Origin of the sequence: Micromonospora sp. NPDC007230 (assembly GCF_042869115.1) — a bacterium.
GTDB lineage: Bacteria > Actinomycetota > Actinomycetes > Mycobacteriales > Micromonosporaceae > Micromonospora.
The window spans coordinates 206,338-232,285 of record NZ_JBIAFE010000005.1 but is presented as its reverse complement, the minus strand read 5'-3'; the positions used below and the strand labels follow the sequence as shown (position 1 = coordinate 232,285).

The 25,948-nt window shown below is 70.5% G+C and carries 21 protein-coding genes; 10 read left to right on the top strand and 11 right to left on the bottom strand.

The window, feature by feature from the left end; genetic code table 11:
- Positions 1-7: 7 nt before the first annotated feature.
- From ACFYML_RS09880 to ACFYML_RS09870, 3 genes are read left to right on the top strand one after another with little or no spacing between them, the layout of a single operon-like run.
- Positions 8-1,102: an isocitrate/isopropylmalate dehydrogenase family protein gene (locus ACFYML_RS09880; protein ID WP_387420216.1), complete on the top strand. Its 1,095-nt coding sequence runs from the start codon at positions 8-10 to the stop codon at positions 1,100-1,102.
- 9 nt (positions 1,103-1,111) lie between these two features.
- Positions 1,112-1,546, top strand: coding sequence for a cupin domain-containing protein (locus ACFYML_RS09875; RefSeq protein ID WP_387420215.1), 435 nt, complete (start codon positions 1,112-1,114; stop codon positions 1,544-1,546).
- A gap of 14 nt (positions 1,547-1,560) precedes the next feature.
- A complete protein-coding gene (locus ACFYML_RS09870) occupies positions 1,561-2,940 on the top strand; it encodes an aldehyde dehydrogenase family protein (RefSeq protein ID WP_387420214.1) in 1,380 nt (459 codons plus the stop codon).
- A 178-nt stretch (positions 2,941-3,118) separates the two neighbouring features.
- On the opposite strand, the gene ACFYML_RS09865 is transcribed toward ACFYML_RS09870, so the two are convergent.
- The 4 genes from ACFYML_RS09865 to ACFYML_RS09850 form a co-directional block, all read right to left on the bottom strand.
- The gene (locus tag ACFYML_RS09865) at positions 3,119-3,553 is read right to left on the bottom strand and encodes an SgcJ/EcaC family oxidoreductase (protein ID WP_387420213.1); all 435 of its coding nucleotides are present in this window, start codon (positions 3,551-3,553) and stop codon (positions 3,119-3,121) included.
- A 27-nt stretch (positions 3,554-3,580) separates the two neighbouring features.
- Positions 3,581-4,762, bottom strand: a complete 1,182-nt coding sequence (locus ACFYML_RS09860; protein WP_387420212.1) for an acyl-CoA dehydrogenase family protein — start codon at positions 4,760-4,762, stop codon at positions 3,581-3,583.
- A gap of 95 nt (positions 4,763-4,857) precedes the next feature.
- Positions 4,858-5,238 carry a hypothetical protein gene (locus tag ACFYML_RS09855; protein WP_387420211.1) on the bottom strand — a complete coding sequence of 127 codons (381 nt, stop codon included), beginning with the start codon at positions 5,236-5,238 and terminating at the stop codon, positions 4,858-4,860.
- Between the two features lie 218 nt (positions 5,239-5,456).
- Positions 5,457-8,732: a BTAD domain-containing putative transcriptional regulator gene (locus ACFYML_RS09850; RefSeq protein WP_387420210.1), complete on the bottom strand. Its 3,276-nt coding sequence runs from the start codon at positions 8,730-8,732 to the stop codon at positions 5,457-5,459.
- Between the two features lie 278 nt (positions 8,733-9,010).
- Between ACFYML_RS09850 and ACFYML_RS09845 the strand changes: the two genes are divergently transcribed.
- Positions 9,011-10,600, top strand: a complete 1,590-nt coding sequence (locus ACFYML_RS09845) for an MFS transporter (protein WP_387420209.1) — start codon at positions 9,011-9,013, stop codon at positions 10,598-10,600.
- 55 nt (positions 10,601-10,655) lie between these two features.
- On the opposite strand, the gene ACFYML_RS09840 is transcribed toward ACFYML_RS09845, so the two are convergent.
- On the bottom strand, positions 10,656-11,912 hold the full coding sequence (locus tag ACFYML_RS09840; protein ID WP_387420208.1) for a methyltransferase domain-containing protein: 1,257 nt from the start codon (positions 11,910-11,912) through the stop codon (positions 10,656-10,658).
- Between the two features lie 235 nt (positions 11,913-12,147).
- Between ACFYML_RS09840 and ACFYML_RS09835 the strand changes: the two genes are divergently transcribed.
- Genes ACFYML_RS09835 through ACFYML_RS09815 form a run of 5 tightly spaced genes read left to right on the top strand, consistent with a single transcriptional unit; the run spans position 12,148 to position 17,892 of the window.
- Positions 12,148-14,211, top strand: coding sequence for a hypothetical protein (locus ACFYML_RS09835; protein WP_387420207.1), 2,064 nt, complete (start codon positions 12,148-12,150; stop codon positions 14,209-14,211).
- Between the two features lie 27 nt (positions 14,212-14,238).
- Positions 14,239-14,604: a hypothetical protein gene (locus ACFYML_RS09830; RefSeq protein WP_387420206.1), complete on the top strand. Its 366-nt coding sequence runs from the start codon at positions 14,239-14,241 to the stop codon at positions 14,602-14,604.
- A gap of 24 nt (positions 14,605-14,628) precedes the next feature.
- On the top strand, positions 14,629-15,969 hold the full coding sequence (locus ACFYML_RS09825) for a nucleotide disphospho-sugar-binding domain-containing protein (RefSeq protein ID WP_387420205.1): 1,341 nt from the start codon (positions 14,629-14,631) through the stop codon (positions 15,967-15,969).
- A 7-nt stretch (positions 15,970-15,976) separates the two neighbouring features.
- Positions 15,977-17,149: a DegT/DnrJ/EryC1/StrS family aminotransferase gene (locus tag ACFYML_RS09820; protein WP_387420204.1), complete on the top strand. Its 1,173-nt coding sequence runs from the start codon at positions 15,977-15,979 to the stop codon at positions 17,147-17,149.
- Between the two features lie 32 nt (positions 17,150-17,181).
- Positions 17,182-17,892 (top strand): class I SAM-dependent methyltransferase, encoded by a 711-nt coding sequence (locus tag ACFYML_RS09815; protein WP_387420203.1) that lies wholly within the window; start codon positions 17,182-17,184, stop codon positions 17,890-17,892.
- Positions 17,893-17,937: 45 nt separating this feature from the next.
- On the opposite strand, the gene ACFYML_RS09810 is transcribed toward ACFYML_RS09815, so the two are convergent.
- Positions 17,938-19,092, bottom strand: coding sequence for an epoxide hydrolase family protein (locus tag ACFYML_RS09810; protein WP_387420202.1), 1,155 nt, complete (start codon positions 19,090-19,092; stop codon positions 17,938-17,940).
- 188 nt (positions 19,093-19,280) lie between these two features.
- On the opposite strand from ACFYML_RS09810, the gene ACFYML_RS09805 reads away from it, so the two are divergent.
- Positions 19,281-19,730: a DUF1579 family protein gene (locus ACFYML_RS09805; RefSeq protein WP_387420201.1), complete on the top strand. Its 450-nt coding sequence runs from the start codon at positions 19,281-19,283 to the stop codon at positions 19,728-19,730.
- 54 nt (positions 19,731-19,784) lie between these two features.
- Here the strand turns inward: ACFYML_RS09805 and ACFYML_RS09800 are convergent, their stop codons facing one another.
- The 5 genes from ACFYML_RS09800 to ACFYML_RS09780 form a co-directional block, all read right to left on the bottom strand.
- Positions 19,785-21,152, bottom strand: coding sequence for an FAD-dependent oxidoreductase (locus tag ACFYML_RS09800; RefSeq protein WP_387420200.1), 1,368 nt, complete (start codon positions 21,150-21,152; stop codon positions 19,785-19,787).
- 361 nt (positions 21,153-21,513) lie between these two features.
- Positions 21,514-22,518, bottom strand: a complete 1,005-nt coding sequence (gene rfbB / locus ACFYML_RS09795) for a dTDP-glucose 4,6-dehydratase (RefSeq protein WP_387420199.1) — start codon at positions 22,516-22,518, stop codon at positions 21,514-21,516.
- A 41-nt stretch (positions 22,519-22,559) separates the two neighbouring features.
- On the bottom strand, positions 22,560-23,420 hold the full coding sequence (gene rfbA, locus ACFYML_RS09790; RefSeq protein ID WP_387420198.1) for a glucose-1-phosphate thymidylyltransferase RfbA: 861 nt from the start codon (positions 23,418-23,420) through the stop codon (positions 22,560-22,562).
- A 368-nt stretch (positions 23,421-23,788) separates the two neighbouring features.
- Positions 23,789-24,433, bottom strand: a complete 645-nt coding sequence (locus ACFYML_RS09785; protein WP_387420196.1) for a MerR family transcriptional regulator — start codon at positions 24,431-24,433, stop codon at positions 23,789-23,791.
- Positions 24,434-24,600: 167 nt separating this feature from the next.
- The gene (locus tag ACFYML_RS09780) at positions 24,601-25,404 is read right to left on the bottom strand and encodes a helix-turn-helix domain-containing protein (RefSeq protein WP_387420195.1); all 804 of its coding nucleotides are present in this window, start codon (positions 25,402-25,404) and stop codon (positions 24,601-24,603) included.
- Positions 25,405-25,948: the final 544 nt, after the last annotated feature.

Below are 25,948 nucleotides of genomic sequence, written 5' to 3'. Positions count from 1 at the left end.
GTCAGGAATGGAGATTCTGGTTCTCCCCGGCGACGGCATCGGACCCGAGATCACCCGAGCCGCGCTCGACGTGTTGGCTGCCGCCGACCGGAGATTCGGCCTCGGCCTGGCCGTCGAGGAGCGCGAGATCGGCCTGTCGAGCCTGCGAACGGTGGGCACGACGCTCCCGGACGAGGTCATGCGCCGCATCCCGGAGGCGGACGGCGTGCTCCTCGGCCCGGTGTCCCACTACGACTACCCGCCCCGCGCCGACGGCGGCATCAACCCGTCCGCTGAGCTGCGCACGGTCTTCGAACTCCACTCCAACGTCCGGCCGTGCCGCTCCCGGCCCGACCTGACGATCCTGCGGGAGCCGATGGACCTCGTGATCGTCCGCGAGAACACCGAGGGCTTCTACTCCGATCGCAACATGTTCGCCGGTGCCGGCGAGTTCATGCCCGACCCGGACTCCGCCTTCGCCATCAGGAAGGTCACGGCCCGGGCGTCGGAACGAGTCGCGCGGACCGCCTTCGCCCTCGCCCGCGAACGCCGCCGGAAGGTCACCGCGGTGCACAAGGCGAACGTGCTCAAGCTCTCCGACGGGTTGTTCCTGCGCGAGGTGCGCGAGGTGGCCCGCGAGTTCCCGGACGTCGAACTCGAGGAACTGATCGTGGACGCGGCCGCCGCCCTGCTCATCCGCCGGCCCTCGTCCTTCGACGTGCTCGTCACCACGAACATGTTCGGCGACATCCTGTCCGACGAGGCGTCCGAGCTGTCCGGCAGCCTCGGCCTCGGCGGCGCGATCAACGTCGGCGACGACATCTGCGTGGCGCAGGCCCAGCACGGCTCCGCCCCCGACATCGCCGGGACCAACACGGCCAACCCGGTGTCGCTCATCCTGTCGGCCGCCCTGCTGCTTGACTGGTTCGGCCGCCGGCACGACCGCTCTGACGCGATCGCCGCCGCAGCCACGATCCAGCGTGCCGTCGACGATGTCCTGGACGACCCGGCCAGACGCACCCGCGACGTCGGCGGCACCCGCGGCACCGACGAATTCGCGGCCGCCGTCGTCGCCGTCATCTCAGCACCGTCCCCCGTCACCGACCTGCCCAGCGCTCACTGAAGGGCCGCCATGACCATCCTGCCTCCCCAGCCGAACCTGCTCATCACCCCGGAGGCCGTCGAGCCGTTCGACCGGGGCAACGGCGTCGTCACCATCCCGTACGTCGGGAAGTGGAACTGTGCGATCAACCGGGTCACCACTGGGCAGACGCAGTTCCAGGTCGGTACCGGGCTGCCGTTGCACAGCCACAACGTGGAGGAGACGGTGCTGATCCTCGAGGGCCTGGCGACCGCGCAGATCGGTGATGACCACTTCGACCTGATCGCCGGTCAGGCGACGTGGGTGCCGGCGGGGGTGCCGCACCGGTTCTTCAACCGGGGCGACGGGATCATGCGGATCTACTGGGTCTACGGCGGCCGTGACGTCACCCGCACCATCACCGCGACGGGGGAGACGTTCGAGCATCTGTCGGAGCACGACAAGGGCGGCCAGAGCAACCCGTGACGAGAGCAGCGACCATGCGCATCACCACCACGAACCCGGCCACCGGCCAGCCCCTGACCACCTACGACCCGCACGACGACACCCAGCTCGAGCGACTGTTGGACCGGGCCCACACCGCGACCTCGGCGTGGGGCTCGACGCCACTGGACCGGCGCCTCGCGGTGGTGTCAGCGCTCGCCGCCGCGCTACGGGCCGGAGAGGATCAGTTCGCGCGGCTGATCACCGACGAGATGGGAAAGGTGCGCGCCGAAGCGGCCGCCGAGCTCGAGAAGTCGGCCGTGACCGGTGAGTTCTACGCGTCGCAGGCCTCGACGATCCTCGCGGACGAGCCAGTGGGGATCGACGGCGTCGACGCCTGGGTCGCGTACGAGCCGATGGGCCTGGTGCTCGCGGTGATGCCGTGGAACTTTCCGTTCTGGCAGGCGATGCGCTTCGCCATCCCCGCGGTCGCCGCCGGGAACGGGGTCTTCCTCAAGCACTCGCCGAACGTCACCGGCTGCGCCCTGGCCATCGAGCAGGTGTTCCTGGCCGCGGGGCTGCCCGAGGGCGTCTTCACGACGATCGTGGTGGAGGAGCCCCGCGTACCCGACGTCACCCGGCGGCTCATCGCCGACGACCGCATCGCCGGCGTGACGTTGACCGGCAGCAACCGCGCCGGCGCGGCTGTGGGAGCCGCCGCCGGTCACGCGGTGAAGAAGTCCGTGCTCGAACTGGGCGGCTCGGACGCCTTCGTGGTGCTCGCCGACGCCGACGTCGACGCGGCTGCCGCCGCCGCGGTCAAGGCCCGGTTCACCAACGCCGGCCAGAGTTGCGTGTGCGCCAAGCGCTTCATCGTCGAGGCGCCGATCGCGGAGCGGTTCATCGCCGCCTTCGTCGCCGGCACCCGGGCCCTGACCGTCGGCGATCCCACCGATCCACGCACGAACATCGGCCCGATGGCTCGCGGCGACCTCCGCGACACCATCCGGCGACAGGTCGAGGAGTCGCTCGCCGCCGGCGCCACCCTGCTCACCGGAGGACGGGCCCTGCCCGGCAGCGGGTACTTCTTCGAGCCCACCATTCTCGGGAACACCGCGCCCGGCATTCCCGCCTTCGACGAGGAGACCTTCGGCCCGGTCGCCGCCGTCGCGGTCGCCGCCGACGAGGCCGACGCCGTCCGGCTGGCCAACGCCTCGCAGTACGGGCTCGGTCTGAGCGTGTGGACCGCCGACCCGGAACACGGCGTCGCCTTCGCCCGACAGATCACCACCGGGGCCGCCTTCATCAACGCCGTCGTCGCCTCCGACGCACGCCTGCCCTTCGGCGGGACCAGGCGCAGCGGATACGGCCGGGAACTGGCCGCCGCCGGCCTGCGCGAGTTCGTCAACACCCGCACCTACTGGGCGGCGCGATGACCGGGCGATCGTGCCGCGCATCATGACCTCGTGGTTGCCGCGGCGGGACGCGTACGTGTTGATGGCGAACGGTGCCGGCCAAGCGAACGGGCTGGGGAGGCGCCGGCACCCGGACAGACGACGGCGCCGCCGGCGGTGGCCGGCGGCGCCGCGTCGGCTGAACGACGGGTTGCCGCGGCTACGCGGCCGGGTCGCGCGGGCAGTTCTGGTACACGGCGAGGAGCCACTGTCCGTCGCGCTTGACGAGAATCCAGGACGCGCGAATTGCTGCCGCCGTGGAGAGTTCGGTCTCCCCGGTCGCCAACACGCCGCCCTCGGTGAGCAGCGCCACCGCGCCGGCACCGAGCGGCTTGATGTCGATGGGTCGCCCGGTGACCGTGGTGCCGTTGTAGTGGCCGGCGTAGCCGGCGGCCATGAACCTGCGGATCTCGTCGCGGCCCTTCTGGTACACCCCGGGCAGGATCATCGTGCCATCCTCGGTGAACAGCTCGGCGAAGGCGTCGGCGTCGTGGGCGGCCCAGGCCGCGACCATGCGCTGCGGTACGGCGGCGATGGCGGCCTGCTCGGCATCAAGCGTGCCGGTGGTGCTGGCGGGCGAGGTACTCGTGGTCATGGGTCTGCTCGCTTTCCGGTCGACGGATCAGACGTACTGGCTGTTGGGCTCTAGGCCGCAGAGCACCCGGCCGTACAGCTCGGTGTTGGTGTTGGGGTGCATCAGGGCGTGCTGGTTGGCCGCGCAGAGGTCGCGGTGGATCCGCTGGATCGGCATGTCGTTGAAGATGGACGAGCCGCCGCTGGCGGTCATGAAGATGTCCACGGCCTCCCTGGTCAGGCGGCCGACCGCGCCCAGGTCGGCGCGGCACTGCACGCGCTCCAGCAGGGTCCACGGCGATCCATCGACGCACTTGGTGTCAACCAGCGTGGCCAGCCGGTGGGCGTGAAACTCCGCCTCGTCGATCTTCATGGTCGCCTCGGCGACCTGCAGGTGGGTGAGCGGAGCCTCCGCCTGCTTGGCGTAGGTGGTGTAGGTGATTTTCCGGTTCGGCATACGCTCGAAGAACGCCTCCCGGGCGCCCTTCGCCAGCCCGATCAGGGTGCCGACCGAGGACGCCGACGCGACCGGTAGCAGCGGGGCCCGGTACATCGCGGCGTCGGCGTTGAGCTTGGAGGCGGGCTGCCCCTCCAGGATCGCCGGCAGCGGCAAGACCCGCGACTGTGGCACGAACAGGTCCTGGGCCACCGTGCTGACGCTGCCGGTGCCCTGCAAGCCCGAGGTGTACCAGTCGTCGATGACCTTCAGGTCCGTCATGGGCACCAGCGCGACGATCGGCATCGGCTCAGTGTCGGGGCGGACCAGCACCGCCACGATCTCCTGCCAGTGGGCGTGGTGCGCGCCGCTGATGAAGCCCCATTTGCCGTTGACCACGATGCCGCCGTCGGTCGGGGTGGCCATCGCCGACGGGCTCAAGGTCCCGCACACCCGCACGTCCGGTGTGCTGAACACCTCGTCCTGCACCTCGTCGGGGAACAGGCCCGACATCCAGGTCGGAATCGTGTACACCGACTCGACCCAGGACACCGAGCCGTCGCCGCGGCCGAGCTCCGCGCCGACGTCGACCAACGTCCGGGTGTCGGACTCGTATCCGCCGTAGCGGGTGGGGACCCGCATCTTGAAGATTCCCGCGTCGGCCAGTGCTTCGATCGTCTCGTCGTGCGGCCGCCGGTTCTCCTCCGCCCAGGCCGCGTGCTTTTGCAGCAATGGCACCAGTTGGCGGGCGCGCTCGACGAGTTGCTCACGAGACGGGACAGGACTTTCCACCATCACTCCTCCTGAAAATGACACCGAGCCTCCGGGGGGAGACCCAACGCGAAACGGGACCGCCGCTGCCCGCGGCGGGTGTCCTCTGCGCCGACCGGTCACGCGGGTCTGGCCGGAGCTGCGGTGACCGGTACCCCGTTGGAAACGGCGATGCCGGGCAGCAGGTCGATCACCGAGTCATCGGTGAACGTGTTGGCGTTGGAGGGCAACTGCCGGCGGCCGATCAGCCGCGTGCCGGGCGCGGAGCGGGTGCGCAAGCCGGCGATATCGGCCCCCGTCTGGGCCCGCGCGAGCCGGTGCGGCCGGTCGAGATCCTCGTCGAGGCGGCCCCGGTTCGCACCCTTCGGGCAGGCGTAACCGCGGAAGAACGGATCGTCCGGGTCAGCCGGAGCGGAGGTGATCCGGTCGGCGTGGTCCAGCGTAAGGCGCAGGTCACAGACGGCGTCGCACAGTGGGCAGGTCCGGTATGCGGTTCGCATCCGCCCTCCAGATGAGTCGATAACCTCATCATGAGCGGGCCGGGAGCGACACGTGTTCTCCGCACGTGCGGACATGCGACGGCTCGCCGAACTTGCGGACGTGCGACGGATTCCGGCGGCCCGGCCGCCAGGCGGATCGCACCCGCCACCGCACCGCCCCGGCATCACCCGTCAGCTCTCGAACGCCTCCGGTCCTGCCCTTTGTCCGGCGGGCGTTCTCAGCGGGCGCCGCTGGACTCCGTCCGGCCGTCGGCGGCCTCGCGGACCAGGTCGACGCAGGCGTCCGGGCTCATTGCCCGGCCGCGCTCGAAGTTCACCGCGAATTCCTCGGCCCCGATAGTCGCCATCACGATGGACGCAATGCGGTCCACGTCGGCCTGTTCGGACGGCGGCAGCGGAGCCTGCGCCGTGTGCCGCAGCCACGCGGCGGCGCCGAGCAGTCGGGCGGCGCAGGCGTGGTTGCCGGCGAGGGCCTGTGCGCCCGCCAGCCCCTCGAGGGTCAGCACGACACCGCGCGGGTCGCCCTCCAGTTGCCGCGCCACGTGCAGGCCCTCCAGGTGCAGGTGCTGCGCCGCCACGGGGTCGCCGCGCTGCTCGGCGATGAAACCGAGCTCCGGCAGGATCAGCGCCAGCGGGAGCGTGTCACCCCGCCGAAAGTCCTCGCGGGGCAGCCAGTCCAGCACCGTACGCAGGTGCTCCTCGGCGGCGTCGAACCGGCCCTCGCGCCGCGCGGCGATGCCTAGGCCCATCTCGGCGAAGATCTCGCCCGGCTTGTAGCCGTGCTCGACGGCCAATCGGCGGGCCTGCTGGTGCAGCTGCCGGGCCTGCGCGAAGTCGCCCCGGAGCATGGCGATCCGGCCGAGCCAGGACAGCCGGCTCGACGCCTCCGGCCACAGGCCGAGCTGTTCGGCGGTGTGCAGCCCCTCCTGGTGCATCCGCGCGGCCCGGTCGTGGTCCCCCCGCACCTCGGCGAGGGTCGCCAGCGAGTCGGTGGCCTGCAACTGGCCCCAACGGTCACCGAGGTCGGTGAAGATGCGTGCGCTCAGTTCGCCGTGTCGCTGCAGCGCGGCCAGGTCGCCGCGGACCATGCCGTACTTGGCGAGGGTGCTCAACGCCGCCGCCTCGCCCCACCGGTCGCCGCACCGCCGGAAGTCCTCCAGGGCCCGGTGTACCAGGTCGGTGCTCGTGGTCAGGTCACCGAAGTCGGACTGGACGAACCCGAGGAACCACTGGGCTCGCGCGTAGCCGACCGGATCGTCCAAGCCCTTGTATAGCTCGAGCGCCTTGAGTCCGGCCTCGATCGCGTCAGACTTCTCCCCGGCCACCACCGCCAGACCGGCCCGCCACACCGCCGCGCGGGCCCGCGCGGCAGTCATCATCGGGCCCGGCGTCTCCAGCGCCAGGGTCAGCCGGTGCAACCCCTCCCGCAACCGGCCGCGCAGGAACCAGTACCAGGTCAGCGCGTTGGACAGGCGTAGCACCTCGTCGGCGAGGCCGTCGCGTACCGCGCTCTCGTGGACCGCCTGCAGGTTGGTGCTCTCCTCGTCGAGGCGCGTCAGCCAGAGCTGCTGCTCCGCGCCCCGTAGCTGCTCCTCGGCCTGCTCGGCCAGGGCGAGGTAGTACGCCCGGTAGCGGTGCCGTGCCTGCTCGGCGTCGTCCTCCTCGCCCAGCCGGGCGAGGCAGTAGTCCGCGATGGACTCCATGAGACGGTAGCGGAGACCACCGGCGGTCACGGTGGTGAAGACGAGGGAGCGGTCCACCAGGCGAGCCACCAGATCGGGGACGTCCACGTCGGCCACTTCACCGCCGCCGCAGACCGCTTCGGCCGCGGCCAAGGAGCACCCGTCAAGGTGCAGGGAGAGCCGGCGCAGGACGGCGCGTTCCGGCTCCGACAGCAGCTCCCAGCTCCAGTCGATCATGCCGCGCAGCGTCTGCTGCCGAGCCGGTGCCCCACGGTGACCGCTGGCCAGTAGCCGGAAGCGGTCGTCGAGCCGGGCGACCATGGCGTGCACGCCCAGCGCCCGGACCTTCGTGGCGGCCAGTTCCAGGGCGAGCGGGATGCCGTCGAGCCGGCGGCACAGCACCGCGACTGCCGACGCATTGTCGTGGTCGAGCCGGAAGCCGGGGGCTGCGGCCGTGGCCCGGGCCACGAACAGCCGGACGGCCCCGTACCGCAGGAGCGCGTCGGGCTGCGGGTCCCCGGCCGGCGGGGGCAGCGCGAGCGGTGGTACCGACCAGAGGGTCTCGCCCGCCAGGCCCAGTGACGCCCGGCTGGTGGCGAGGATCCGCAGACCCGGTACGGCCGGCAGCAGCTTCTGCGCCACCCCGGCGACGGCGTCGACGAGATGTTCGCAGTTGTCCAGGACCAGCAGCACCCGTTTGCCGTCGAGCGCCTCCCGCAGCTGCTCCATCGGTGGTAGCGGCGACGTCTCCCGGATGCCCAGCACCGACATGACCGCCGAGGCGACGGAGCTGACGCCGTCCGTCGGGCCGGCCCGGCCGAGCGGAGCCAGCTCGACCATCCACACCCCGTCGGGGTGCCGGGCCAACTGGTCACCAGCGGTGCGAATCGCCAGTCGGGTCTTGCCCACGCCGCCCGGTCCGACGAGCGTGAGCAGACGCTCGCTGTTCAGCAACGCCGTCACCTCGGCCACCGCGTCGTCGCGGCCGACCAGCTCGGTGATCGGAGTGACCAGGTTGGTCGGGCGGCGTACCGGTGCCAGGGCCGTGCCCGCCCGTGGCATGACCAATGCCGGATCCTGCCGCAGCATCAACCGGTGCAGCTCGACCAGGTCCGGGCTCGGTTCGACCCCCAGTTCGTCGGCCAGGCGGGCGTGCAGCTCCCGGTAGCTGGCGAGCGCCTCGCTCTGGCGGCCGGACCGGTACAGCGCCCGCATGTGCAGGCTCCGGAGCCCTTCCCGGTACGGGTGCCGAATCACCAGGTCGCCGAGCTCGGCGACCAGCGGTTCGCCGTCGTCCAGCTCCAGCCGCGCCGCCGCGTGCTCCTCGACGGCGATCAGTCGCTCCTCCTCCAGCCGGGCGGCCACCGACCGGGCGAACGACCAGTCGGTGAAGTCGGCCAGTGCCGGCCCGCGCCAGAGCTGGAGAGCGTCGGCCAGCCACCCGGCCCGGGACCGTGGATCCGGTGCCGAGCGAGCGCGGCGGGTCAGCATCGCGAACTCACCGGCATCGGTGCCGCCGGGGGCCATCCGCAGCAGGTAGCCGGTGGGTTGCGAGACCAGCATCGCCCGCGCCCCGGGCTCGGCCCGCTCCAGTACCCGCCGCAGGCGGGAGACCTTCAGCTGCAGGGCACCGACCGGATCGCGGGGACTGTTGTCGCCCCACAGGTCGGCGACCAGACGGTCGGTCGTCAGCAATTGCCCCTCGTGCGCCAGGAGGTCGGCCAGCAGGGCCCGGACCTTCAATTCCGGAATCGAGACAGGCTCGCCACCATCGGTCCGCACATCAAGCAGGCCCAATATCCGAAAACGCACTCCGTAACGGTAGCGTGACCTGGTCGGCCGCGACACCAGCGGCGTTCGTGGCGGTCGACAATTCTGTCCGGCCCCACCGACAGCCGACCGACAGCCGGCCGACAGTCCTCCCGATCAGACTGGCGTCGCAGAGCGATGTAGACGCAGGCACATCGATCGTGGAAGCCGGCCGCTGATGAGCGACGAGATCCGCGGCGGGTGGTGGTCACCGTCGGCAGCGCCCGCAAGCGGCCCGGCCGCGATCGTCCCAAAGCATCCGATCGGCAGAAGGGATTTCGATGGACGCCAACGCCTCTCCAGGGGAGGGCCCACGGGCTGGCCGCCGGGAATGGATCGGGCTGGCGGTGCTAGCACTGCCGACACTGCTGCTTTCCCTGGACATCAGTGTGCTGAACCTGGCATTGCCCCACCTGAGCGCCGCGCTCGGCGCGAGTAGCACCGAGCAGTTGTGGATCGTTGACATCTACGGGTTCATGATCGCCGGCTTCCTGATCACCTGGGGAACGTTGGGGGACCGGATCGGCCGGCGCAGACTCCTGCTGATCGGCGCGGCCGTGTTCGGTGCCGCCTCGGCGGCCGCCGCGTACGCGGACAGCCCGACGACCCTCATCGTCGCCCGCGCCCTGCTCGGCGTCTCCGGCGCCACCCTGATGCCGTCGCTGCTCGCGCTGATCAGCAACATGTTCAAGGACCCGAAGCAGCAGGGGCTGGCCATCGGGGTGTGGATGAGCTGCTTCATGGGTGGCATGGCCATCGGCCCGGTCGTCGGCGGGGCGATGCTCGGATCGTTCTGGTGGGGTTCGGTCTTCCTGATCGGTCTGCCGGTCATGCTGCTGCTGCTGATCCTCGGTCCGTTCCTGCTGCCCGAGTACAAGGCACCCGAGGCCGGCCGGCTGGACCCGCTCAGCGCGCTGCTGTCGCTGGCGACCCTGCTGCCGGTCATCTACGGGGTGAAGAAGCTGGCCGCGAACGGCGTCGCCGTGCCGCAACTGCTGTCCTTGCTGATCGGCATCGCGTTCGGCGTGGTGTTCGTGCTGCGCCAGCGCCGGCTCGAGCACCCCTTGCTCGACCTGCGCCTGTTCGGTAACCGCGCGTTGCGAGCCGCGCTCGGAGTGGCGCTGCTCTGCTCGGCGACCATGGGTGGCATCACGCTGCTGGTGTCGATGTACCTCCAGCAGGTGGCCGGGCTGTCACCGCTGATTGCCGGTCTGTGGCTGGTGCCCTCGTTCGCCCTCGCCATTGCGGGCAACATGGCGGCCCCGGCCCTGGCGAGCAGGTTCAACCCCGCCTACACCATCGCCGGTGGCCTGCTCGTCACCACCGTCGGGCTGCTCCTGCTGACCCAGGCCGACAGCGCCGGTGGCATCGCACTCGTCGTGGCCGGCTACGCCGTCGCCTTCGCCGGTACCAGCCCGATGGGCGTGCTGAGCACCCAGCTGGTCGTGGGCTCCGCCCCGCCGGAGAAGGCCGGCTCGGCGTCGGCCCTGTCGGAGACCAACGGGGAGTTCGGCATCGCGTTCGGCGTGGCGATTCTCGGCAGCCTCAGCGCGGCCGTCTACCAGGGGCGGATGACCGACGCCGTGCCGGGCGGCGTGGCGCCGGACGCCGCGGCCGAGGCGCGGGACAACCTGCCCGCGGCGTCCAACGTGGCCGACAGCCTGCCTGGCCAGCTCGGCACGCAGTTGCTCGACGTCGCGCGGGACGCCTTCACCGGCAGTCTGCACGTGGTCGCCCTGGTGTCCGCGGGCGCCATGGTGCTGTTCGCGCTCCTGGCGGTGGTGCTGTTGCGCAAGGCGGCCCCGGGCGGGGCTGGCGAGGGGCAGCAGCCGGAGCAGACCGACCGGGCAGCCGAACCCGTCGTCGGGTAGCTGCCGGTACGACGATCGGCGCGGCGCCCGCCGCGCCGATCGTCGTACGCCCGGTTCACAGCACACGTACGGTGGGCACGTAGCGGATCCAGCGCCCGCCCTGCTCGCTGAACTCCCGCTCGTTGGACATGATCTCCTCGGCGTGGTTCCACGCGAACAGCAACGCGTAGTCGGGATAGGGGCGGCTGAACTCCTCCTGGGGCCGGACCGGGATGCCGGAGCCGGGCGAGAGCCGGCCCTGCTTCTCCGGCGTGGAGTCGCAGACGAACGGCACCAGGTCCGGCCCGATACCGCAGTAGTTGGTGACGGTGGCGCTGCGGGAGGTTGCCCCGTACCCGACCACCCGCTTACCGTCGGCCCGCAGCCGCTGCAAGAGCGCGACCAGGTCGTACCGAATGGCCTCGATGCGGGCGGCGAACTCCTCGTACGTCGACAGCTCGGCCAGTCCCTGGCGGTTCTCTTGTTCCAGCAGGTCCCGCACCGCCGGCGACGGGGCGCGCGCACCGGCCCGAGCCACCGAGTACCGCAGCGATCCGCCGTGGACGTCGAGGTGCTCGACGTCGACCAACTCGAGCCCGAACCGGGCGACCATCTCCCGCACCGAGCGGGCCGCGAACAGGTAGAAGTGCTCGTCGTAGAGCTGGTCGAAGGACGAGTTCGCGACGATGTCGCCGAGGTAGCGGTCCTCGAACACGAACACACCAGCCGGGGCGAGCAGCTCCGCCACGCCACGCAGCACCCCGTCGACGTACGGGACGTGGCTGAAGGTGTTGGCCGAGAAGACGACGTCCGCGGGGCCCTCGGCCGCCCGGATCGACGCGGCCGTTGACTGTTCGAAGAAGTCCACCCGGACGCGGATCCCCTCGGCGGCGGCCACCTCGGCGGCGTCGCGTGAGGGGTCCACCCCGAGGTGCCGCACGCCGGCGGCCCGGATGGTCCGCAGCATCACCCCGTCGTTGCTGCCGATCTCGACGACGAGCGGATCCGGACCGGTCAGCTCGGTCATGAGGAGCCGCTCGGCGACCTGTTCGAAGTGCTTGCGCATCAGCGCCGAACCGGACGCGCGGTACGGGTAGTCCGGCCGGAACATGCTCTCCCGAGGGCACTCGTGGCGCTGCTGCACCATCGTGCAGGACTCGCAGATGCCGACCACCAGGTCGTACCGGATCCCGGCCACCGCGTCGCCCGGGTGGTGAAAGGCGTTGGAGATGGGTTGCGGCCCGAAGTCAAACCATTGCCGCACGGTTCCGCCGCAGATCCGGCACGTGAACGTATTCGCCGATGAATTTTCGTCAGTCACATCAGCCACCATTTCGAGATTTCGGCCAGTGATCGTCCGCGCGGCACGTCTCAGGGTGCCCGTCGGCGGTGTGGTGGGCACCTTTCAGGGTGCCGTCCGGGGCCGGGTGCGACGACGGGAGCCCGGCGGGGCCGGGACCGCAATCCTGAAGGTGCGGCGGCGTCCGGCGGACGACCACGATCTTCCTTGTCCGTGCCCGCGACAGGCGGAGCGAATCCGTGCACCGAGCCCTTCGGAGGTCATGACGATGAGTACAGGCAGGTACCGGAGCCGCCCCTGGGGCACCTCGCTCGGGGCCGCCACCATCTTGCTCGGCCTGGTGCTTTCCTTGACGCCGGCGGGCGTGGCAGGCGCGAGCCCGGAGCCGGTGGGCGGGCAGTCGGCCGCGCCGGCCGCCCGCGACCGCCACGTCACGCTGATCACGGGCGACCGGGTCACCGTGTCCGCGGGCACCGGCCGGGTCGTGATCAGCAGTGCCCCGGGCCGGCAGCGGCTGCGCTTCGCCACGCAGCGGGTGGACGGCCGGCTGACCGTCGTACCGGAGGACGCTCGCCCGCTGATCGCCGCAGGGCGGCTCGACCGGCGGCTGTTCGACGTCTCCGGGCTGATCGCTGCCGGCTACGACGACGAACGCCGCGCCGACCTGCCGGTACGCCTCACGACCGGTGCCCGGTCCTCGGTGGTCAAGGCGGCCGCCGGGCACACCTGGCGGGCGCTCGCGCACAGCCTGGCCACCGGCGAGTCACCCGGCCTGCGGCTGGACGGGGTGGCCGGGCCGGCCGCCCGCACGGCTGACGCCGGCACCACCACGCACACGCTGACGGTGCGCCACGTCGACCGCGACGGAAGCCTCGCCACCGACGCCGAGTCGCAGGTCCTGGGGCTGGACACGGCGGTTCGGGAGTACCTGACCCCGACGGGCGGCGTCGCCACGATCGAGCTGCCCGAGGGCCGGTACACGCTGGTCGGTGACATTGTCGACGCCCAGTCGAACTGGCACCGCCTGGTGCAGCCGACGCTCATGCTGGACCGGGATCTCACGGTCACGGTGGACGCGCGTACGACCCGGCCGGTGACCACGCGGGTGCAACGCGGCGACGCACGCCCGGCGTTGGTCGACGTCGGCTTCGACCGCTGGTACGGCGACGGTCAGCTCTACTCTCTGTCGCTCACCGCGGGCACCTTCGGGACGGTGTTCACGGCGCAGCTCGGGCCGGCGGTGACGGCTGCGGAGATGACCTCGGGGATCTCCTCGACGTGGGGCGTTCCCGGCCCGAAGGGCGACTTCCGTAACACCCCGTACACCTACAACCTGATCAACACCTTGCCTGGACAGTTCTTCACCGGGTTCCACCGGACCGTTGCCGACCGGGAACTCGCCGTGCTGACCTCCCGCCACCACAGCCAGGGGCCGGGCCGCATGGGCGTCAAGGGCTGGTACGGGCTGGCGCCCGGGTATGCCGCCGTTTCCGGCACGCTCCTGCCGTACGACCTGCCCGCCCGGGTGACGCATCTGCTGGACGCCCGCGACACGCAGTGGTCGGGGTCGTTCGGCGAGCAGATCCTCCTGAACGGTGTGCCCGTCTATGCGACGGCGATGGGATCGGACTACAAGCCGTACCTGGCGGGCCGGCGGTACACCGACCGCTGGAACGCCGCGGTGTTCGGCCCGTACCTGTTCCGGCCGGACCACGCCGCGGTGCGGGGCGACCGGATGTGGTTCGGGGTGCCGCTCTACACCGACCAGGACAATCACCGGGCCGGCTCGCGCTCCGACCACGCGTCGATCAGCATGTTCCGCGACGGCGTGCCGCTGGGCACGTCGACGGGCGGCCAGTTGACCGTGCCGGTGCCGCCGGGCCGGGCGACCTTCCGCATCAACAACGTCTCCGAGCGCGGGTCGATGTTCCTCATGTCCACGGGCGTCGACGCGACATGGACCTTCACCGTCGACGTCGACGGCACCAGCCGCGACCCGATCCCCCTGCCGCTGTGGGTGGTGCGGTTCTTCCCGGAGGTGGACGAGACCAACCGGCTCGGCGACAGGCCGGTCGTCCAGATCCCGGTCTCGGTGGAGCCCCAGCCCGGGGCCACGGTCGGTGCGCCAGGACAACTCGTGGTCAGCGTGTCCGCCGACGGCGGCACCAGTTGGCACCAGGCCCGCGTCGTGCCGGGCGGGCCGCGCGGCTACGTCGCGACGGTCACCCGGCCCGACGGCGCGCGGAGCCTGTCGCTGCGCGCCCAGTTCACCGACCGCGCCGGCAACTCCGTGGACCAGACCATCCACGACGCCCTGCACTTCGACAGCTGACCGGACCGAACGAGAGGAGCCCGATCCATGACCGCCTTCGCCCTTGCGTTGATGTCGCTCGGCGTGGTGGCCGCCGGTGGTGTGGCCGCACCCGCGCCGGTTGCCGACGAGAGCACCTGCATCACCATGCCGACCACCCCCGCCCGGGACGGCTTCCGGGTCTTCTCGCAGGCTCACAACGGCTGCTCGGCACCGACCACGCTCTGGCTCATCCGGCACGCGGCGGACGGATCTCCGTGGCACACCCCCACCGAGGTCGTCCTGATGCCGGGCACCTCCGGTCGGCTGGACATGCCGTGCCGCGGTACCGGCACGCAGACGTACAGCGCGGTCCAGTTCGACCCGAACATGGCGTTCAACCTGAGCACCCCCCGAGTCCTCATCAGCTGCTGACCCACCACCCTTAGGAGACTTCCGATGCGGGTCATGTTCCCCATCTGGCCGAACCCCTCACACCTCTACCCGATCGTGCCGCTGGCGTGGGCGTTGCAGAGCGCCGGGCACGAGGTGTGCGTGCCGGCACACCCGGACATCGCGGAGGCCACGACCGCAGTGGGGTTGACCGCCGTACCGTTGGGTGACCGGACGAAGATGCCGACCCCCATGGGCCCCGGCCGCCCGTACGTGTCCGAGCGGGCGCAGGTCGCCCGGGCCACCGAGGCCCTGGGCATCGCCGCCGACGAGCAGGAGGCGTGGGACTCGTTCAGCCAGTTCATGCTTCCGGCGATGTGGGACTTCCATCCGTACGGTGCGTCCCCGTCGGAGCCGCAGGAGGTGATGGACGCACTGGTGGCGTTCGCCCGGTCCTGGCGGCCCGACCTGGTGCTGTGGGATCCGTGCTTCCCCGGTGCGGCCGTGGCCGCGCGCGCCTGCGGTGCGGCCCAGGCCCGGTTCATCACCGCGCCCGACTACTGGGTGCACTCGATCGACCTGCTGGCCGCTCGCAGCGGCAAGCTGGCCGCCAACGGGGCCCAGGACCCGATGCTGGAGACGATCGCCCCGGTGGCCGAGCGCTACGGCGTCGAGGTCGACGCGGAGCTGCTGCGCGGGCAGTGGACGATCACGCCGCTGCCGGAAGGCATGCGGCTGCCGGTGGACACCCCGACCGACTCGGTGCGCTGGATCCCGTACTCGCAGCAGACCCCGGCGCCGGACTGGCTGTACCCGGTGCCGGAGCGTCCCCGGATCGCGATCTCACTCGGCCTGTCCTGGCGGAAGTACCTGGAGGGCGGGTGGAGCCATATCCCCGCCCTCCTGGATGCCGTCGCCAGCTTGGACGTCGAGGTGGTGGCGACGCTGAACGCCAAGCAGTTGGCTGAGGTGACCAGCCTGCCCGACAACGTCCGCACGGTCGACTACCTGCCGCTCAACCAGCTGATGCCGACCTGTCAGGCGCTGATCCACCACGGCGGCTTCGCCAGCTACGCCGCGGCGGCCGCGGTGGGGATCCCGCAGCTGGTCACCGACTCGCCCGAGGCGGGGGTGAACGCCGTCGCCGAGGGCGAGGCGATGAGCGCGACCAAGCACGCCGCCTCACCGGTCACCGTCCGGCATGTGACCGCCCGCGGGGCAGGGATGGTGCTCGACATCGGACGGCCGGAGGCCGGGGCGATTCGGGAGCAGGTGACTCGGGTGCTCACCGACCCGACGTTCCGCGACGGCGCGGCCAGCGTGTACGCCGACTACCTGGCCGCCCCGAGCCCGAGCGAGGCGGTCGCCGCCATCGAGGCCCGGATCGCCCGCGGCGCGGGCCGGTGAACCTGCGGTGCTCAACGTCTTCCAGCCCGCGCTCGGCGAGGAGGAACTCGCCGCCGTAGCCGAGGCGTTCGCCAGCAACTGGGTCGGCTACGGGTCCAGGGCGGCGCGGTTCGAGGCGGAGTTCGCCGACCACGTGGGCGTACCCGGTGAGAACATGATCTTCATCAACTCCGCGACGTCCGGCCTGTTTCTCGCCATGGAGCTGGTCGGGCTGGGCCCGGGCGACGAGGTGGTGCTCCCGTCCCAGGCGTTCGTCGCCAACGCCAACGCGGTGCTGGCGGCCGGGGCCCGGCCGGTGTTCTGCGACGTCGACCCGCACACCCTGAACCCGTCCGCAGCGGACGTGGAACGGGTCCTGGGCCCCCGGACGAAGGCGGTGATGGTGCTGCACTACGGGGGGTACCCCGGTGAGATCGCGGAGATCGCCGAGGTGTGCCGCCGGCGCGGCGTCCCGCTGGTCGAGGACGCCGCGTGTGCTCCGGCCTCCGCCGTCGCCGGCCGCAGCTGTGGCTCCTTCGGCGATCTGGCCGTGTGGAGCTTCGACTCGCGTAAGATCATCACCACGGGTGACGGCGGGATGCTGTACGTGCGGGATCCGGCCCTGGCGCGGCGGGCGAACCGGCTGGCCTACCACGGGCTGGAGGACCGCAGCTCCTTCACCACCGCGGCTCGCGTGTCGAGCCGTTGGTGGGACCTGCACGTCGACGAGCCGGGCCGGCGGCTGATCGGCAACGACATGACCGCGGCCATCGGCAGCGTGCAGCTGCGGCGGCTGCCTGGGTTCGTCCGCCGCCGACGCGAGATCGCAGAGCGGTACGACGAACTGCTGCACGACGTCGACGGGGTGCGGCTGCCACCGCCGCTGCCCGCCGGGCACATCAGTTCCTACTACTTCTACTGGGTGCAGATGGCCGCTGCGATACGCGACGAGGTGGCCGAGGACCTGCTCAAGGCCGACGTCTACACCACGTTCCGCTACGCGCCGCTGCACCACGTGCCCCTCTTCGGGTCGGCCGACCTGCCCGGCACCGAAGAGGCGAGCCGTACCACCCTACTGCTGCCGCTGCACCAGGGGCTGTCCGATGACGACGTGCGGCTGGTGACCGGGAGGTTGCGCGAGGCGGTCGAGAGCCGCCTGGCCGCCCGGCGCGCGGGCGCCACCGGCGGTTCCCGGGGGTAACCGGCGGACCGCCGCCAACCGAAGGGAAAGTCGTGTTCGGTGCGGAACTCTCCGAGGTGTACGACCTGGTCTACTCCTCGCGCGGGCAGGACTTCGCGGCCGAGGCGGCGCTGGTGACCGAACTGGTCCGCGCCCGCCGGCAGCAGGTGGCGTCGCTGCTGGACGTCGGGTGCGGTACCGGCGAGCATTTGCGCTGCTTGCGCGGGTCGATAGACCGGCTGGAGGGGGTGGACCTGTCGACCGCGATGGTGTCGGTTGCCCGCGCCAAGCTGCCCGGCGTCCCGCTGCACGTGGCGGACATGTGCCAGCTGGACCTCGGACGTCGCTTCGACGCGGTGATCTCGCTGTCGACCGCGGTGGCGTACCTGCCGTCGGTGGAGGCGATGGGGCAGGCGGTCGCCCGGATGGCGGCGCACCTGAATCCGGCCGGCGTGCTCGTCGTCGAACCCTGGTACTTCCCGGAGACCTTCCTCGCCGGGCACATCGCGGCCGACATCATCCGCGGGGCGGACCGCACGATCTCCCGGGTCTCCCGCACCGAGCGGCTCGACCGGGCCGCCCGCATCGACAGCCACTACGTCATCGCGCACGCCGACGGCATCCGGCACTTCTCCGAGAGTCAGGTGTTCGGGGTGTGGACGCGTGCGGAATACCAGGCGGCCTTTCAGCGGGCCGGCTGCACCGTCGAGTACCTGCCGCAGGTCCAGTCCGGTCGGGGACTGTTCGTCGGGCAGCTGCGGTGATCGCGCACCGCCGGCGGTGCGCGATCACCGCAGCTGGCCGGTTGCTCAGCGCAGGGACCGCGCGAACGCGCGGAGGTCGGTGACCATCGCGGACGGCTGCTCCATGGTGGCGAAGTGACCCCCTCGGGGGAACTCGCTCCAGTGGCTGATCGTCGGGTAGTCCCGCAAGGCGAGAGATCGCACCGGCGCGAAGTCCGGCTGGAAGACCGCCACCCCGATCGGCACGGGAACAGGCGCGGGCGCGGTACCCGGGGTGAACACCTCACGCATGTACTCGCGGGCCTCGTAGAACAGGTTCGCCGCGGAGGCCGCGGTGCCGGTCAGCCAGTAGAGCATCACGTTGGTGAGCATGAGGTCCCGGTCCACGGCGTCCTCGGGGGCGTCCGTGGAGTCGGTGAACTCGTAGAACTTCTCCACGATCCAGGCCAGTTGGCCGACGGGAGAGTCGGTGAGGGCGTAGCCGATCGTCTGCGGACGGGTTGACTGGACCTTCATGTAGCCGGACACCTCGGCGTCGAAGTACGCCAGCTTGCCCAGGCGGGCCAGATCATCCTCGGTCAGCGCGGCCAGCTCGGCGGGGTCTCCGCCGGGGACGGTGAGCAACATGTTGACGTGCACGCCAGCGACCCGCTGCGGAAACAACCGGCCGAGTTCGAGCGAGATGTACGCGCCGTGGTCACCGCCCTGGGCAAGGTAGGAGTCGTAGCCCAGCCGCTGCATCAGTGCGGCCCACGCGTGGGCGATCCGGGTGTAGTCCCAACCGGTCTCGCGCACCGGGCCGGAGAAGCCGTGCCCGGGCAGCGACGGGATGATCAGGTGGAACGCGTCCTGCGCCGAGCCGCCGTGGGCGACCGGGTCGTGCAGCGGGCCGATCACGTCGAGGAACTCGGCGATCGAGCCCGGCCAGCCGTGGGTGATCAGCAGTGGCCGGGCGTCCGGCTCGGGGGAGCGGACATGCAGGAAGTGCACCCGTGTGTCGTCGATCTCGGTGACGAACTGCGGGTACTGGTTGAATCGCGCCTCCGCGGCGCGCCAGTCGTACTTCGTGAGCCAGTGGTCGACGAGGTCGCGCAGGTACGACTGCGGCACGCCGCGCTGCCAGCCGGTGTCGGGCGTGTCGTCGGGCCAGCGGGTCGCGGCCAGGCGGCGCCTGAGGTCGTCCAGGACGGTCTCCGGAATGTCGATACGAAATGGCTTCACCGAATGGCACCTGCCTGTTCGTGATGATCGGGTCGAACGACGAGACCATCGTCGGCCCGCACCTCGCCCCGGGGCTACTTCATGCGTGCGGGATTCGCGCCGGAACCGGTGTGTCGCAATCCGGGGGACGGCAGCCGCGAGGCTGGGTAATCTGACGGGCGTCGACCACCGAACAAAGGATCCTCGCAATGGTGGACACTAGGGCACTCAAGCCACTCGAAGCGCTCGTCGGCAGGTGGCAGACGACCGGAGAGACAATCGCCGAACCGCCCGAGCCAAGTATCGCCATTTCTGGAACCGATGTTTATGAATGGTTCGATAACGTTTTTCTGCTTCATCATGCCGACGTGCAGATGGGCCCGCAGCGGATGCGGGTCCTTGAGATGATTGGCGAGCACGACCCGTCCGACGACAGTTACGCGATGCGCTCATTCGACAGTTCAGGAACCTTCACCACCATGCGGGCCAGCGTCGACGACGAGGGCGTGTGGACCTTCGCCAACGACGACATGCGGGTGAGGCTGGCTATCGGCGAGGACGGGCGGTCGATGGCGGCCCGCTGGGAACGGCGCACCGACGACACGATGTGGCGCCACTGGATGGACATGCAGTTCACCCGGCTACCGGACGCGGGCTGACCGCGTGGGATGTGCCGTACGCTTCTCCGGCACATCCCGGCGGACCCGGCCGTCTCAGGCCTGGCGCACCGGCGGGGCCGGCGCGGTGGCGAGCCAGGACGACGCCGGCTGCGGCCGACGCGGCGAGTGCCGCAGCACTCGCGCCATGATGGCCGGCCGCATCAGCGACGACGGTGGGTCCATCAGGCCGGCCACCCGCATGTACTGGTCGGTGACGGCGGCGTCCTTGGTCGCCGCGTACTGCACCCGGGCGATGTAGGCGTTGCCGACACGGATCTTCACGCTCCGGTGGCCCTCCACCTCCGGGAAGTCCAGGTCGCCCCCTGCCGAGATGTCCCACGGCACATCGATGACCCGGGAGATGTCGTGCAGAAACCGCAGCGGCGCCGGAGAACCGGCACGCAGGTACTTCTGCAACGTCATCGCCTCGATCGCGGCAACGCTCATCCCCTGCCCGTACACGGGGTTGAAGCTGCACACCGCGTCCCCCATGACCAGTAGGCCGTCGGGAAACCTCCGCAACCGCTCGTACCGGCGCCGCTTGCTCGCCGGGAAACGGAACGACTCGGGAGCGTCGAGCGGCTGGGCGTCCCGGATCGCCTCGTACACGTCCGGCACCGGCAGCGTGCGGGCGAACTCGAGGAACCCCTGCGGATCGGTGGGCGGATGGTCGCCGAGGATCCCGGTGAGCGACAGGATGCACGTGTCCGGCCCGACCTGGCCGAAGAACGCACCCCGGGGATGGGCTGGCGAGGCCACCGGATTGATCGATTGCACCCCGTCGAACCATTCGGGGCGGGTGCCGTAGTGACAGGTGGTGTAGGCGATGCCGACCTTCACCTCGTCCACGGTCGGCCGTTCGTAGCCGAGTTCGGTCAGCCATGCCGGGGTGCGGGATCCACGGCCGGTGGCGTCCACGACGAGGTCGCTGTCCAGGGTCTCCTCGGCCGCGTCGCGCGGGTGCACCCGGACGCCGACAACCCGGTCCCGGCCGGGCGTCGCGACCAGGTTCAGCACGTCGCACCGCTGCCGGAAACGAACGTTGGGCAGGGCTGCGACGCGGGCGCGGACGTGGTGCTCCAGCACCGGCCGGTCCGTCGTCACGGAGATCAGTCCGGTGCGGGCGGGCTTGAGCCGGCGGCCGTTGAAGTACCACCGCATCTCCCCCAGGTCGCCGGTGGGCACCCCGGCGGTGGCCAGTTCGGCGGTGAGGCCCGGGAAGAGTTCCTCCACGATGAGGTGCCCCCGGGCGTGCAGGCCGTGCGCGTGACGGGTGTGCGGCGCGCCACGACGGCTCTCGCGTACCCCCAGCACCTCATCCCGGTCGACGACCAGCACGGTGTCGTAGGTCTCGGCGAGCACCCGGGCGGCGAAGAGCCCGGCCATGCTCGCGCCGAGCACCACTGCGGTCTTGGTGGCCATCGTCACCCCTGCGCCGGGAGATGGGTGCGAACGGCGGTCGCCTGATCGTCGGGGCAGGACCGGGTGGCAGTGGATGGTGTGCTCGTGGTGATCATGTCCGTTCCCTTCCAGAGGTGGAGCGTGCGGGGTTCGGACCCGGCCCCAGACCCGGCGGTGCGGGTCGCGAGGTGGGTGCGTCAACGCGTGTCGGAGGTTCATCGCCTGTCCGCGCGGAGGTGAAATCGCTCGCCCCTGCACGCTCACATCCGGGCCGGTCGGGGCGCATCTTCCACATTGCGTGATCCCGTTCCCGGGTGGCCGCGCCCTGCCCGTTGTATGACTCGGCGTGCCGGGTTGCCGCGGTGGTGGTGTCCACTCACGGTCAGTGCGCGGTCAGGGTCATCTCCTGCTCCATCCGGCGGCGCAGCGGCTCCCACCACGGGCGATTCGCGCGATACCACTCGACCGTCGCGAGGATCCCGGCCCGGAAGGGCACCAGCGGCCGATACCCGAGCTCGGTGGAGATCTTCGTGATGTCGAGCGAGTAGCGCCGGTCGTGCCCCTTGCGGTCGGGTACGTACCGGAGCCGGTCGCGGCCTGCGCCGCAGGCCTCCAGCAGCATGTCGGCCAGCTGGTTGTTGGTGGTCTCGACCCCGCCGCCGATGTGGTAGATCTGCCCGGGACGACCGCCGGCGAGAACCAGCGCCAGCCCGCGGCAGTGGTCGTGCACGTGCAGCCAGTCCCGGACGTTGCCGCCGTCGCCGTAGAGCGGCACCGTACGCCCCTCCAGCAGATTGGTGACGAACAGCGGGATGATCTTCTCCGGGAACTGGTAAGGCCCGTAGTTGTTGGAACACCGGGTGACCACCACGGGTAGCTCGTGGGTGCGGTGGTAGGCCAGTGCGAGCAGGTCGGAGCCGGCCTTGCTGGCCGAGTACGGCGAGTTCGGGCTGGCGGGGAAGTGTTCTTTCCAGGAGCCGACGTCGATCGAGCCGTACACCTCGTCGGTGGACACGTGCAGGAAGCGGCGGAGACCGTGCCGGGTGGCCGCCTCGAGGAGGACAGTGCTGCCGAGCACGTTGGTGCGCACGAACGCGGCGCCGCCGTCGATCGAGCGGTCGACATGCGTTTCGGCCGCGAAATGCACGACCGCGTCGTGCCCGGGCAGCAGCGCGTCGACCAGATCGGCGTCGCAAATATCGCCGTGCACAAACGCCAGCCGGGGATCGTCGGCGACCGGGCTGAGATTCGCTCGGTTGCCGGAGTAGGTGAGCGCGTCCAGCACCGTGAGCCGAACGTCGTGCAGCCCCGGTAGCTTGCCGCGCAGCGCCATTCGCACGAAGCACGAGCCGATGAAGCCTGCCCCACCGGTCACAAGGATCCGCATCGATGTTCCCTTCGCATTGTCTGCTACCGGCAGGCGTGGCACTAGCCCAGCAGGCGCAGCAGGTACTCGCCGTACCCACTGCTCATCAGCGGCTGTGCGAGGGTGCGCAGCTGCGCGTCGTCGATGAACCCGGCCCGCCAGGCCGCCTCCTCGATACAGCCGACCTTGATGTTCTGCCGCTCCTCGACGACCCGCACGTACTCGGAGGCACGCACCATGTCGGCGACGGTGCCCATGTCCAGCCAGACCGAGCCACGGTCCATCACGGTGACCCGCAGCGTCCGTTCCCGCAGGTAGTAGTCGTTGATTGCGGTGATCTCCAGCTCGCCGCGCGGGCTCGGCCGCAAGGTACGCGCGATCTTGGTCACCTCGGTGTCGTAGAAGTAGAGGCCGGGTACGGCGTACCGGGACCGTGGCTGCGCTGGTTTCTCCTGCAGCGACAGCACCCGGCCGTCAGCGTCGAGTTCCACCACGCCGTAGTCCGACGGCCGGTCCACTGGGTACGCGAAGACGTGGCCGCCGGCCAGCTCGACCCCCGACCTCACCCAGGACCCGAAGTCCATGCCGTGGAACAGGTTGTCCCCGAGGATCAGGGCGGAGCTGAGCCCGCCCAGGAAGTCCTCACCGATCGTCAGCGCCTGGGCGATCCCCTCGGGCTCGGGCTGGACGGCGTACTCCAAGCGCAGGCCCCACTGGGACCCGTCGCCGAGCAGACGGTGGAACAGCGTTCGGTCCGTTGGGGCGGTGATCACCAGGATCTCCCGTATCCCGATGTTCAGTAGGGTGGACAGCGGATAGAAGATCATCGGCTTGTCGTGGACCGGCATCAGGTGCTTCGAGACCGACTTGGTGATCGGCCAAAGCCGGCTTCCGGTGCCGCCCGCGAGCAGAATCCCTCGCATGGGCGCGGTGTGTGGGTGCGCGGAAAGGCGATCGAGTGGCAAAGTCAGGCTCCTCGCGCTGTCGCGGCGAACGGATCTAGGGTGAGCTGAGCCCATCCAAGGGGCGATCCTCTGGCCGCTAGGTGGCGACCAGAACGTCCGATGCCTCGGTCGTCATCGGGATCGGGCCTTCGCTCAACCAGGATGCGTCGGGCGGGACATAGCGTTCATCTCCCAGGCTGCTCGCTCACCGGTGTCGAGACCGCAGGTCGCCCGCTTTCTCCATTGCGGACACAATGGCGGTCGGTGGGCGGACCGGACGGCTGGCTGTCGCCTCCGGGCAGGCTCACGAGTGGGCCTCCCTGCGGACCCGCAACTCCGGCACCGGCTCAGGCCGGCTCGGCGGTGGTTCGGGCGAACCGCAACGTGACGTGGTGCTCCTGCGCCATTCGGCGCAGCGCAGCGAGCGCGACCTCCAGGAGGATGGTCCGCACCACCGCGGCGGCCCGGTCGGCGTTCTGGCCGTCAGCCGGGAGTAGATCGAGCTCGCGGACCGCCAGATGCTCCGCTGCGGCCGCGTACGGCTTGAAGAACTCGACGCCGCAACCGCAGCCGAGGTGTTGCAGTGCCGCCAGAACGTGGGCGAGCCGATCCCGGCTCGCCGCGTCGGGGACCACCCGCCAGCCCAGTTCGACGATGAAGTCGTCCACATCGGCCCGGGCCCGTCGTACGTCGAAGGTCTCGCCGGTCGCCGGCTCGGCGGGGGAGATCGACTGGGTGACCAGGTCGTACAGCTCCGGCAGGGACAAGTGGTTGGCCTCGATTGCGGCCAGCAGTTCCCGGACGGTGGAGAGATCCAGCTGCCCGATGCCGGTGAACGCCCGGATCAGCCGCAGCCTGCGTACATGCGTCTCGCCGTACTCCGCCTGGTTCCGTCCGGTTGGCGTGCCCGCCGGGAGCAGCCGTTCCCGGAGATAGAACTTGATCGTGGCAACGGGTACGTTGGTCCGCCTGCTCAGATCGGAGATGCGCATCGACTTCCCTCGGCCTTGCTCCGCCGAGCGCGGCGGCGCTGTCTGAACCACCGTACGAGCGACCGAGGTGTGCCGTCCTCTTCAGGGTTGCGGCGCGCGCCGGCCGGCTGTGCCAGGCCCGGGCGGCCGGCTCCGGACCTGGCGGCCGCGACGCATCAGCTCGCCGGTCAGGCTGCGCTGCGGTCTGACGCGCGCAGGGGCGGGACCTGCGCCGTGGCCGGCATGATCGACGGCAGGTGATCGGTCTCCGCCCGGGCTGCGGTCCTGCCCAGGGCCAACTCGCGGGCGTCGAGTAGCGCCAGCAGCACCGGCGGGTCCAGGGCCCGCGCCGGCTGGAGCCGCAGGTCGGTGCGGATCACGCGGTCCTTATGGACGGTGAGCGGCCCGTGGCTGGCGACGGACACCAGACGTTCGGGATCATGCGGGGCAGGCTCGTCGAGATCGTCGGAGACCGACTGGGCCAGTAGGTACCAGGTGCCGGGCGGCACGGCGTCGAACTGGTATGCGCCTGGGCCGGCGAGGATCGCGCACCGGACGGGCTGGCCCTCCGGGACCCGGTTGGGGAACAGGCCGGCGAACACCGGTCCGGGCGCCTGGCCGGCCCCCAGGGAGATCCGGCCGTACACCTTGGCCGTGGAGGTGTGCCCCACGGCGAAGCGCGGGTCGGTGGGGATGCGGCGGGCGAACCCGGACCGCTTGCGGTACGTGGTCGGCGACATCCCGACGCTTCTGGTGAATCGGGAGCTGAAGGTTCCGACGCTGTTGTAACCGACGTACATGCTGATGTCGGCCACGTTCCACGACGTGGAAACAAGCAGATGCTTGGCTCGCTGCAGCCGCAGCGCCGAGAGGAACCGTCCGGGTGAGACGCCGGTGGTGTGCCGGAAGATGCGGGTGAAGTGGAACTTGCTGAACATCGCGGCGCGTGCCATGTCGTCCACGGTGAGTTGCTCGCCGAGGTGCTCCCGCATTGTGGTGATGGCGCGCCTTACGGCTTGCTCGATTGAATCCGCCACGATACCTCCAATCATCGAGAATGCCGTACGGGGCAGGTATTCGATTGGTGCGATGTCGCGCCGGTCGGGCTGCGGAATAAGGAATCGACGCGTCGCGAACCGCGCAGCCAGGATGCGCTTTTGCCGGCGTTTCGTCGCGCGATGGCGAGGTGCTCATTCGGCGAGTGGACTCGGACCGCGTATCCTGCTGTCCTCCGTCTCCACAGCCGGGCGCTTTGTCTTGGCCTGCGGTCGAGGCTAGCGGAGCCCCGTCCCGTCAGCAACGCGGTGGGTAACCGTCGGCCACCAAGCGCAATCGTGAAGTGGGTAGGCGGTCGGATCGGTTCGATGTGTGCCGGAATTGAACCGGATTGGACTCTGTGCGCGGATAGTGCTGCCATCCAGTCTCGATAGTGAGAATTGCCAGTCGACACCGGGCCCCGGTGGCGCTTCAGAATTCACCGGCCGGGGATCGCCGCCCGAGTGGGAGTAACTGGTGTGCGCCCGCCCACGCCGTACC